Genomic DNA, 10,624 nt, shown 5'->3' on the forward strand with positions numbered 1-10,624 from the left:
ATGATCTCGAAATCAAAGAACTTGACCTTTAGCGTCACTGTGCGCCCCCGGACGCCGGTGCTTTCGCAATGCCGCCAGATCTTGTCGATGAGCGGCTGTAGCTCCGCCGCCAGGGCATCGAACGCGGTCAGATCGACCGAGAATGTGTTCTCGGCGCCAATCGACTTCCGGACCCGGTTCGCCTGCACCGGGCGATCGTCGACGCCGCGCGAGATCCAGTAATAATAGGTGCCCGATTTGCCGAAGTTCGCGTTCAAGAATTCGAGTGTTTGATTGCGGATGTCGAGCCCTGTGAAGATGCCGAGCGCGTTGAACTTGGCTGTCGTCGCCGGGCCGATGCCGTGGAATTTGCCGACCGAAAGCTTCTCAACGAAAGCAGGGCCGACCTTGGGCGAGATGACAAACTGGCCGTCGGGTTTGCGTTGGTCGGAGGCGAGCTTCGCCAGGAATTTGTTGTACGAGATTCCGGCGGAGGCTGTGAGACCGGTTTCGGCAAGGATCCTGGCCCTGATCGCGGTCGCGATCTCGGTTGCGAGTGGGATGTTCTGAATGTTCTCGGTAACGTCGAGATAGGCCTCATCCAACGACAGCGGCTCGATGATTTCCGTGTGCTCGGCGAAAATATCCCGGATCTGCCGGCTGACGACCTTGTAGACCTCGAACCGCGGCTTCACGAAAATCAGGTCCGGACATTGACGCTTCGCGGTGATCGACGGCATCGCCGAGCGAACCCCGAACTTTCGGGCCTCATAACTCGCTGCGTCCATGACGCCGCGTTCCGCGGAGCCGCCTACGGCCAACGGCTTGCCGCGCAGGTCGGGATTGTCCCGTTGCTCCACCGACGCGTAGAATGCGTCCATATCGATATGGATGATCTTGCGCTGGCGGGCCTCGCCGCTGTTCCGCGCCCAGTCCGACGAGCTCATTCGGGAACAATACCCCAAGCTGACCCGCGCGGGAATGACGGGGAGAGCGGGGAAAACTGCCATTCCCAACTGGCTAGCCAATCGTCGTCGGGCTCATGCTGGCGGACCTGTTGTCGGACCTGGCGGTGTCACCACGGGCAGCGAGCGCCTGGTGCTTTGCCGGTATGTTTGTTTTTTCGTATTGGGCATTTTCATGAAGAAGTTTGACGAGCGCACGAGCGCTAACCTCGACGTTGCTCTGGAAAGCGCCTGCCGCGACCTCCCGAACGGCGGTGGCCACGAGGCCAGGAAGTTCATTGCGCGGAAGCTGCTGCGCGCAGTCGCGCAAGGGAAGAAGACGCTTGGAGCTCTCGAGCGTGTCGCCCGCCAGGCACTGCGGGGACTTCTGGAAGGCCGTCCGGCATAATCGGCCAATCAGGATCTGCTGCTTCTCAATCGAAGTTGCTCGCAACTACCGGGCATCCGCACAAAGGCGAGGATTCCATGTATGACGTTTATCTGAGCAAGAGCAACGAGCTTCTGGTTGTTGCTCGAGGCGGATCTATCCCGTTGGCAATCTCCGGGCGATGGCGCAAGCGGAAGCGTCTCGTGCGGTCCGTCAGCCGCAGCATTCGCGACGACGTGCGGCGGTATGGTTACCACCACCGCAACCTGGCGAAGAGATCGGTCGCGTCAGCGGAGGCGGAATTGCAGTAGGGCGATTCGATTGCGCCCTGGCGCCGCAATCCGCGTAGCATTTCGAACTAGCGCCGAACGTCATGCTCTGACCTCACCGAATTGCAGCCATAGCAACGAAATACGTGGACGGCTTCATACTTGCCAACGGACGGTAGCCCAGCCAACAAGGCCATGTGGCGACCGCAAACGTCACATTTGCATGCGAGCGCTTCTGTCTCTTGCCTGGACATCGTTGGCATAGCGAAGTCCCCCAAACGCTATTCGCCGAGCCATCCATGATGGGCCTGAAATGCATTTTTGTTTTATCCGTGCGAGTACGGAGCTGGCCAATTTCATGCACGTTGTGTGCTTGCGACCTGATAGTCCGTTTGGGTCATACAGTTCGTGCCATAAGGTCATGTTCCAAATGGACTATGCTTGCGCGCAGTCGCAGCGCTCTGGAATGTTGACGGTCAGCGTCGCATACTCATCGGCATGACGATCAAGACGCCTTATTTTCAGCCTGAAAAGGCGAAGGATGGTCGCTGGTTTGTGGCGGTCAAGACTGGCAATGGCCCGGATTCTCACATCGGAGACTTCGATACGAAAGCCGATGCGGAGCGTTGGATCGCCACCAAGGCGAAATACTGGCCAGGCAGAGAGAGTTGAGGTGCGGGCTGAGCGTCGGTGCATCTGAAGCCTCTTGCCTTCCAAGCCTTGGGCGAACGGAAGCAGCCTTAACTCAAATGGGTCAGATGAAAACGAATGGCCGCGTTGCGGCGCGAAACTGGGGCAGCCTCATTTACGTTTCTGGTTGGTCGGCTATCGCTTCTGTTTTGAGGCAGGGCAATTGGAAGTGGCCGGCAGGGGCCGTCCGTTTTTCCAAGTTATGGACGGCCCCAACTGCGGGCTCGGAATCGGCCTGAGGCAAATATCCGGGAGCGAACCCCGAACGACAGGAACAGTCAGCGTTCACGGCACGTTGGCGCTCCTGCGAGATGTCCGTTGGTGCGTGTGATGACGGACAATGGCCAGCGCTTTGACCGGCCGCGAGGAAGCGTACATGACAGATGGAAACCTCATTGCACATACTGCTACGCCTGAACAACGAATAGATCAGGCCTCGGAAGCGATCCGTCGAATGGCTGAAGACGCCGCGTTCGAACCTCTACCGCAGCAGGACCGGTGGCTCCGCCATATGACTGAAGCGACGAGAGCGGCTCCGCTTCGATCACTCGCTCTCGCATTCCTGCTAGGAGTATGTTTGGCTCGTCGATAGCCTGGGCATCGGTTCTCCAACGCGAGCATTACGCCGCGCCAAAAAAAAGCTCTCTGGGTGAGCGATGCGGGCGAGAAGCAAAGCTGTCCGAAATGCTGGGTGGCGACCGGCGACGGGAATGTGCAAATGAACGAGGTGCGGACATTTGGTGCAGCCTCGCGCATCACGAAGCTCTCTTGGAAATGTGTCTCGTAGATAGCAAAAACTGTCCCACCTCTACGCCGGCGTTGCAATGAGGCGTGGTCGCCTCTGCGGCAGGACCACCCTGTCCGCGTACCTCTCGAAGCGGTCGTCCCGGATTTATACGTACACGCCGAAATCCAGGTAACGGCAGTCATCATCGGCTTTCATCGCGAAGCTTTCGCGCACTGGGTTCTTGACTGGCGATTAACGAATCTCCGTCATACTGCACGGCCAGCCAGACCGGAGACGTGGAAGTGTCCTTCCAACTGACCGTCTTGAAAGTGCTGGCCGGCCAGTCCGCCGGGCGAGCCTCCGTTGCCGACCTGCGGCAGGCTGTTGCAATCCTGATGAATAGCGGCAAGGACTGGACCGATCGCATGAAGCGGTTGGCCGAGCATGCGCCGGACCTGAACATCTTCTTGGCCAAGTTCGTTGTGCGCGATGACGCGGGTTGGGAGATTACGGAGGAGGGGCGGCTATTCCTAGCTGCGCTCGAAACCGCCGTCGCCGTTCGAAGGTCGCCGCTTCGGTCAGTGGACGATCCGCCAACGACCGAAGCCGCCGTGTCGGGAGCGACGGATGCGCCGAAACTGTCTGACCCTCCGCGAAACCGTCGTCAACGAACGCGGCGTCGTCGCGGCAAAGGCCGATCAAATCGGCAGACGGCGTGAAGCCGCGTCGCCAGCTTTAGCCCAGCACTATGATCGTTAGCAGAAACGCAATCCTTCTCGCGCAGCATCGGTCTAATTTGCATTAGTTATTGATGGACTCGGAGATGATAGGTCATCCTGACAGACGAAAGTCTGTGCGTAATCCATGGTTGGACAATGCGTTGATCAGGGTTGGTGACCTGTCACTGTCTTGTGTCGTTGGCAACATCACAGAGAACGGCGCGGCGCTGAAGGTGGATGATCCGCCGTCGCCCCTTCCTGACCAATTCACGCTTATCGTTCCGCCTAGCAAGACCTACGCGTGCAACGTCGTTTGGCGAAAAGGCCCATGGGTTGGCGTTGCATTCGTTACCGAGCCGACTATCACGACGCGGTGAATTCCGGGGAAAGCACGACAGCAATGTAACCTACGTCACAGTCAGCCCGACCGTTTGACTGGCAGTATCCCGCGGTGATTTTGGCGGGACGCTATGGACGACGAGTTTTGCAAGGAAAGAGCGCGGACTGTTCGTGCGCTAGCTGAACAGGCCGATCCTCTCATCAAGCTGCGGCTGTTGCAGCTGGCGGCCCACTACGAACGACGCGTCGAACGAGATCGCGCTGATCTTCCGGCGGCGGGGTCGCCGATACAGCGATCGTGACTGCCTGCCAAGCGCGTTGCGGTGGGATTTCAGCGATCGTCAACTGCAGTTGAGACAGCGGCGACCAACGTATCGCCCCGCCATCCTTCATGCCCTCGTACCAACCCACAACCATTTCTCTGAGATGGTGCCGCGATCGATGCAAGTCCAGTAGGTTCCGGGCTACAGTTGGTCCGGCCACAGACGCAACATTTCTCGTGCAATTCGAGGTTGCGCAGGGGGTGTCTTCAGCGACTAGCCTTTGTCATAATTTCCTACTTTGCCCTTAGCCGCGCCGGCGGCCGAACAGGACGCCGAAGAGGAATGCGACGCTAAGCGCTTGCAAAGGAGCCTCGCGCGCCCAATGCGCCAGTCGGTCGAGCGGTCGACCCGGCTGCCGCCCGCTTTCGATCGCGTTGGCTAAGGTCCGAGTGGTATCCCTGACGGTATTCGTCACGGCCTGAACGGCCTCTGTGGCCTTATTGATCGTGCTTGGGCCACCAGTGTCTTGCACCGGCTCGTTTGTCATCGTTTGCTCTTTCGATAAAGTGCAGAAGATCGACTTTCTTCACGGATATTCGTTCCAATCATGCATTGTCTGCCTGGTACGGAGCCTGTCGCGGCAGTCTTTCTCCGAAGGTCTCATGATGGGGCGCATAACCGAACGAACGCCTGAAGTTCCTCTCGGTTTAAGAGGCAGGAGAGGTCCAATGAACAGACGGATTGACGAAGCAGTGGCGGCGCGCACGGCCTTGGCTGGGTGTGCGAGAACCATCCGCATCTCGCGTGGACGGGTGACCCAACGGCTGCCAGCGCGGCGCCGCAATGCGCTGCGATTGCAACCGATCGGATGATATCGACGCAGGGATTGAAAAGTCGGACGTAAGCGGAGTTCTTGACGGATAGTTGTGGCGATCCATCGCAGATCGCCTATCGAATGTTGCAATCAGTCGCCTGGCGCGATCGGGCGCTGTATGGCGACCGTGAAGGCTAATCCCGTCCGGCACGGCACCTGCATGTGGTCAGAGACCAAAGCCGTGATGGGGTTGTTAGATGGAACTCGCAACGCTTCCGACCACCGCCTTTAAGTCGCCGGCGATCAGCCTTTCTGGCGTCGTCGACTATAACATGTACACCGCTTTTCGAACGCAGTTCGACAACGCGGCCGATAAAGACCTTGTTGTCATCGAACTGTCGACCTTAGGTGGGGATCCGGAGGTCGCCCGAATGATGGGGGAGGACGTGCGGTTCGCGAGCGAGACTGAGCCGCAACGGCGCTTTGTCTTCCTTGGTAAGGCTATGATTTATTCGGCTGGCGTTACATTCATGAGCTTCTTCGCGCGGCCGAACCGATACCTTGCGCGCGGCACGCGTCTGATGATTCACGAACGCAAGCTTTCGAAGAGCTTGGTGATCGATGGCCCTTTAACGACGTGCATCGCAGTTGTAAGGGCAACGCTCAACGAAATCGAATGCTCGATCGCTATGCAGAACGAGGGCTTTCAGAATCTCATCCTGGGATCGAACGTGACGATCGACGAGGTCATGCAGAAGGCGCCGTCAAACTGGTATTTGGAGGCGCAGGAGGCGATGACGTTGGGTTTGATCGAGACGGTTCTATAATCCGCTCGATGCGACGATAGAAGTCATCGCCCCTGTAGTCAGACGATGTTATTTTGGTCGCGGGGAGGGCGCCGGATGTCGGATGTCAGGAATGGCTTGTATTCGATCCAAATCATCATGCAGGACGGATCCAACGCGCATGCTAGCGGCGTCATAGTTCTACTCGACGGCCGCATCATGGGCGGCGATAGCAATTTCTATTACTCTGGGACATACACGTTCAAAAACGGCAAATGGCGCGGCGAACTGACAACGGTCCAGCACACCGATGCTATCGGTGTCAATTTTCTGTTCGGTGGCCGCGAAGTCACCTGCGGCTTTACAGGAACCTACGGTGATAGTTCGGCCACAGTCGACGGAACGGCGCTTGTAGGAAAGGCGAGCGTACCATTTCGTGCAATGCTCGATCTCAAAGCTGCGCTCGGCCCAGTTGCGTCATGACGATACCGAGACGTCTTCCTTCGTGTCGCCGCGGGCGAGGATCTGGACGGCGTCATTCGACAGCGGCCGCCGCAAGGCCTTCGCTTTATCCCAAGGGGCGCGCACCCAAACGTCACGCTCCTCCCTGGTGGCAGGGATTACCGGCATTGCTTTCGGGTCCTTCGGCTGTCGAACAGATCCTCCACGCTCTTCTCCGCCTTCTGGCGGCCAAGGCATTTCTGACCGGCTGAGCGAGGCTATCCCGGGTGCGCTAACGGGGCGACCAGTAACAGGCTCCAGCAGTTCTGTTTGCGTAATGCGAATTGTGCCAATGGGCTTGATCAAAATGAGCTAAACGGCAGCGCCGTAACCCGCGCCGGTGCGCTGTATGAGAAGTATGTGACCGTGTGCGTGGGGCAATGGTAGTAGCGCGCCGCAGCAATCGCGGTTCCTTGTGGATGAAGTTCGGGAAAGCCGTAACGTTGTGCGCAGAGGCTGTGCCGCCACAGCTTCCTAGCCCCGGCAGCCCCAGCTCACCCCCTGAGCTGGGGCCCATCGGGTCACTCGTTCGAAAGGTCGATCGAGGTGGATGGCGTTGAGTACAGCCTCATAGGCTTAGCGATAGTGTTCTTTGTCGTCGGCGGGGGCGCTCTATTGCTCGGATGATCGACGCCACACGCGTTGACTGCGGATGAAAGCGTGTTGCCCTCGGTAATGCGGGAAACCTTTAGAGCATTGACGCATCGCCTCGAGCTTGATCCCGATCAACTGGATGTCGCGATCGGAAAAGCCGTCTTCAAGACGCGATCATCGGGCTGGACGCGGATGTGCGGGATAGGTGCTTGACCCCCTTTGCACTCGCGCCGGCATTTCGAGGTGTTGCTCGATCGTTCCTGGTAAGCGCGGAAGGGCACGCGCGTTAAGGTCCAGCAGTCAAAGTCGAATTTTCAGACTGACCTTAGTTCCTCCATCGCGTCGCCGCTTTCTAGCCGCGCCGCGTTCGCCATGCCTAATTCTGTTCATAAGCCTTAGTAGTTACAAAACTGTCGTCTGTTCGGGGTCCGTTTCTGTTTTTGCTACGGACCAGTATCCAATATGACTATATCGCTTCGGCTCCGCGCAGACTGTCGGTCAGCATCTGCTTTAGTTGTTCGGCCTGTTCCTTGGTCAGCCTCTCGGCGAACGGGCCATTTTTCCTTGGCTGCGCTGGCCCCCTCAGCTCTCGATCATAAACCATCCAGTCGTCACTGCTTCCTCTCCGCACGAGGAACCTGTTTTGTTGAAGCGCTGTGTAATGCAACGATACCTCCCAAAATGGCGGCCCCGGTCTCAAAAACACACACCGAGTGACCGTTTATTCCCAAACCGGGACATTGAAATTCCCGGCAGCCAAACAACAGCACAATTCATGCCGAGCATCGGAGAGTTGACGCCGGCCTGATGAAAGGCTCGTGGGTGCGCCACGTCCCCTCAGCGGAAATCAGTTCGTGCCTGCGTTGATGAGGAGGTTGCTGATTACGGGGGTCGAGCAAAACGCTACTACCAGAGCAATGTTGAAAGCGTTCTTGCTGCGCCAAAGCAACGCCATGAGGAGGAGCGTAAAGCTCAATTTTGGGGACTGACCACCAGACACCTAACCATGTCTGGGCCATCTGCATAAACGGATTGGCCTCGCTGAAGCCGAGTTCCAGAATCTTGTTAGTAGTCGCGAAATCGGCGCATCCGAGCAAAAGCACGGAGAGCAACAGCAACGCTTTAACCGAATTCATTTCATTCTCTCAACCGGGCCAACGCAGGCTGCAGCTATCGGCAGAATGGTAAGTTCCCTTGGACACAGCGGCCAATTCTCAACAGAGGGAGATACTCGCGTCATCCTCTTGGACCAGGCTTATCTCCCGCAGGGCCTAGTGGCTTTGGACCGGCCAAGGGTGCGGGGCTTATGGTTGGAAAATGGATTTGATCTGCATCGTTGGTCGATTTGTCCGGTCGTTTTTGGGAACGACTTTCCTTGTCCAGTGGTGGGCAGACCTTCTCCCAGCCGGGATTGTATGCCGTGTCCAGGAACTCGATCTGATCTGTCTCGAAGGTTTGAACGATTCGTTGCTTACTGCAGGCCGGGACGACCGCGATTCTTGCAACGCTGTCGAGAGAGCCCTTCACAAAATAGCGCATCGTTACGGGTGAGCCGCAGCGATTATCGACAGTCCACGTTTGCAACGAGCCGTCCTTCGTTTTGATGGGGCCGGTGAGGCAGCTTTGTGCGTTCGCGGCGAGCACGTAAGGCACGAGCCAAACTGCGATTGCCACAGTAAGAGGATGGCGTGCTGGCTTAATCATCGCATTCAAATAGCTTGAGGACATTGGCGAGCCGGAGCTTCGTGCCCTTTGGCATGTGTTGCAGGAGGAGTGCCGGCTATCGGCCGCGATCTCGTCACGCTTGAGAGGGTCGCGCTCGGCATGGAAGGCCCATCCGCGGAAAACGGGCGGGCGAGGTCTGGCGGGATCTCGAGCGAGTTTTGGGTGACGGGCATGGTCAGAAATATAGGCACCCGGCATCGGTTTGGCGAACTCCGTTATACTGTGAATAGAAGCACCACGGCCGCCAGCCAGTCGGGTTGGGGTTGCCGGCACCTTGACCGACTTCTTGCGGAGGAAGCAGCCCGACGCGCTAGCTCCAAGGTCACAGGACTGTGTCGGCCCCGCAACGTCACGACAGTTCCTTTTGTGGATATACCTGTTCGGACTTCACGGGGCTGGAAATTCGTCGTTTAAGAACGTCGGACCTTCGGCGGCAATTTCTATTTCCAAGACGTTCATTTGAGATCGGGTCCAAGAGGCCGCTGTCGGCGGCCAGCGGCCTCTTCATTTTTTGATTTTCGTTACAGGAGGAACACTCCAATGCCGATACAGGTGTGGGCGCTAGCCACTTCGATCGGCTGGACAGCCGTTGTCGGCACGATGCTGCTCTATATGATTTTCGGGTCGGGCTGATATAGCCGCCACAGAGATTCAGGGCGCAACGCTGCCCACAGACGAATTGGTGCTTGGCGATGGCGGTCCTAAAGCCACCCATATGGCATGCCGATCGCTCGCGCGGCGAACACAGTCTTCGTCTCGAGTTTTTCGCCTTCCATCTTCCGCGGTCTTCTTCAATGCGCCAATCGGCGCATCTCATGAAGGCGTGCGAGGCAAAAGTTGCGATAGAGGACGTTGATAAAAACCCACATGACCAAATCCACAATCGTTCAACAAGGGCAGGTTAGGACGGGATTGTTTCAGGCCGGCTTCGTGCTCCCTGGAAATTGATTTCGCATTCGGGCGGCGCACTCCCTCTCCTGCTGCTGGCGGGCAAGCCGTCGTTCACGGGAGTATTGTCGAATCCAGCGAACCAGATCAGCGGACCGTCGAAGTTGTGCGTTTCGTAAAACCTGATCGAGATCCCGAAATTGAATACCTGTCTCTCGCTTCAATGCTTTACCCCAAAAATTGTCAGGTCAAAGGAACAACGCACCGGAATGGTGAGCGCGGATTGTTTCGCGCTCACTTCGATCGGTCAGGAACGATGTTTCGTTCACGCGGAGGTTATCGGGCGACCCACTTAAACTAAGCCGCCAAGCTGGAAAAAGTCATGCATATGCTTCCGCGATCGGGTTGCCCCGTCCGGGAGGGTCTTGGCGACCCTGGCGTTCCCAGCAGGGGTCGCTGTCCGGCTACGCCCCGCCACCGGTAGCTGTGTCACGGCATCAAGTGCGCGTGAGATGTGAGGTCGATCACAATCGAAAATCGCGTGTCGATCTATTTACCGTGGCAACCCCGGTGTCGGAGAATCGCGATGCCATTATTCAGCAACGAGAACTGGTCGGGAACGGCCGCAGCTTCGATGTGCGGAGTGCTTATCGTAGCGGCGCTTGGCTCCGCGCTCGTTGGTTATGTGGAGTGGTCGTCGGACGCCAACCTGGCCCAATTCATAGGCCGGACGACCGAGGTGGCTGCTGCTAAGTTACCAATCAGGGGACGAACAGGTTGTGAGCAAAAGTCGACTACGGCGCTTTCTCTTCCGCTCGAGTGAACGCCGTCAGTTGGTAGTGAGAATTCACCCTATCGGGTGATGAACATTCACGGGCAAGTTTCTAAAGATGCGCAGCAGAAAGGCCGGAGGGCTTTTAGGCATGAGGCGCGAGAAGATCGCGACAAAGACCGTGCTGGCTGCATTGGCCATTGCCACTGCCGTTTGGGCTACCATGG

General features: G+C 57.6%; 9 protein-coding genes. 6 read left to right on the forward strand and 3 right to left on the reverse strand.

Annotation, left to right across the window (positions count from 1 at the left end):
• A partial coding sequence (dinB, locus tag BraRD5C2_RS12745; RefSeq protein WP_223968843.1) for a DNA polymerase IV occupies nucleotides 1-926 on the reverse strand: 926 nt, incomplete at its 3' end.
• A 193-nt stretch (nucleotides 927-1,119) separates the two neighbouring features.
• Between dinB and BraRD5C2_RS12750 the strand changes: the two genes are divergently transcribed.
• The 6 genes from BraRD5C2_RS12750 (at nucleotide 1,120) to BraRD5C2_RS12775 (ending at nucleotide 6,400) form a co-directional block, all read left to right on the forward strand.
• Entirely contained in the window at nucleotides 1,120-1,332 is a 213-nt protein-coding gene (locus tag BraRD5C2_RS12750) for a hypothetical protein (RefSeq protein ID WP_223968845.1), read from the forward strand.
• Nucleotides 1,333-2,078: 746 nt separating this feature from the next.
• On the forward strand, nucleotides 2,079-2,252 hold the full coding sequence (locus BraRD5C2_RS12755) for a hypothetical protein (RefSeq protein ID WP_223968847.1): 174 nt from the start codon (nucleotides 2,079-2,081) through the stop codon (nucleotides 2,250-2,252).
• A 1,047-nt stretch (nucleotides 2,253-3,299) separates the two neighbouring features.
• Nucleotides 3,300-3,716, forward strand: a complete 417-nt coding sequence (locus BraRD5C2_RS12760; RefSeq protein WP_223968849.1) for a hypothetical protein — start codon at nucleotides 3,300-3,302, stop codon at nucleotides 3,714-3,716.
• A gap of 104 nt (nucleotides 3,717-3,820) precedes the next feature.
• Entirely contained in the window at nucleotides 3,821-4,093 is a 273-nt protein-coding gene (locus BraRD5C2_RS39650) for a PilZ domain-containing protein (protein WP_223969279.1), read from the forward strand.
• A 1,296-nt stretch (nucleotides 4,094-5,389) separates the two neighbouring features.
• The gene (locus tag BraRD5C2_RS12770) at nucleotides 5,390-5,959 is read left to right on the forward strand and encodes a peptidase S14 (RefSeq protein ID WP_223968851.1); all 570 of its coding nucleotides are present in this window, start codon (nucleotides 5,390-5,392) and stop codon (nucleotides 5,957-5,959) included.
• Between the two features lie 75 nt (nucleotides 5,960-6,034).
• Nucleotides 6,035-6,400: a GrlR family regulatory protein gene (locus BraRD5C2_RS12775; RefSeq protein WP_223968853.1), complete on the forward strand. Its 366-nt coding sequence runs from the start codon at nucleotides 6,035-6,037 to the stop codon at nucleotides 6,398-6,400.
• A gap of 1,385 nt (nucleotides 6,401-7,785) precedes the next feature.
• Here BraRD5C2_RS12775 and BraRD5C2_RS12780 read toward each other — a convergent pair.
• Both BraRD5C2_RS12780 and BraRD5C2_RS12785 read right to left on the reverse strand, forming a co-directional pair.
• Nucleotides 7,786-8,148 carry a DUF5658 family protein gene (locus BraRD5C2_RS12780; protein ID WP_223968855.1) on the reverse strand — a complete coding sequence of 121 codons (363 nt, stop codon included), beginning with the start codon at nucleotides 8,146-8,148 and terminating at the stop codon, nucleotides 7,786-7,788.
• 100 nt (nucleotides 8,149-8,248) lie between these two features.
• Nucleotides 8,249-8,740 carry a hypothetical protein gene (locus BraRD5C2_RS12785; RefSeq protein ID WP_223968856.1) on the reverse strand — a complete coding sequence of 164 codons (492 nt, stop codon included), beginning with the start codon at nucleotides 8,738-8,740 and terminating at the stop codon, nucleotides 8,249-8,251.
• Nucleotides 8,741-10,624: the final 1,884 nt, after the last annotated feature.

The organism is Bradyrhizobium sp. RD5-C2 (genome assembly GCF_019972155.1).
Taxonomy (GTDB): Bacteria; Pseudomonadota; Alphaproteobacteria; order Rhizobiales; family Xanthobacteraceae; genus Bradyrhizobium.

Excerpts from the sequence above, each read along its gene's own strand:
- BraRD5C2_RS12750 (WP_223968845.1), top strand. The coding sequence starts at position 1,120 with ATGAAGAAGTTTGACGAGCGCACGAGCGCTAACCTCGACGTTGCTCTG.
- BraRD5C2_RS12755 (WP_223968847.1), top strand. The coding sequence starts at position 2,079 with ATGACGATCAAGACGCCTTATTTTCAGCCTGAAAAGGCGAAGGATGGT.
- BraRD5C2_RS39650 (WP_223969279.1), top strand. The coding sequence starts at position 3,821 with ATGATAGGTCATCCTGACAGACGAAAGTCTGTGCGTAATCCATGGTTG.
- BraRD5C2_RS12770 (WP_223968851.1), top strand. The coding sequence starts at position 5,390 with ATGGAACTCGCAACGCTTCCGACCACCGCCTTTAAGTCGCCGGCGATC.
- BraRD5C2_RS12775 (WP_223968853.1), top strand. The coding sequence starts at position 6,035 with ATGTCGGATGTCAGGAATGGCTTGTATTCGATCCAAATCATCATGCAG.
- BraRD5C2_RS12780 (WP_223968855.1), bottom strand. The coding sequence starts at position 8,148 with ATGAATTCGGTTAAAGCGTTGCTGTTGCTCTCCGTGCTTTTGCTCGGA.
- BraRD5C2_RS12785 (WP_223968856.1), bottom strand. The coding sequence starts at position 8,740 with ATGTCCTCAAGCTATTTGAATGCGATGATTAAGCCAGCACGCCATCCT.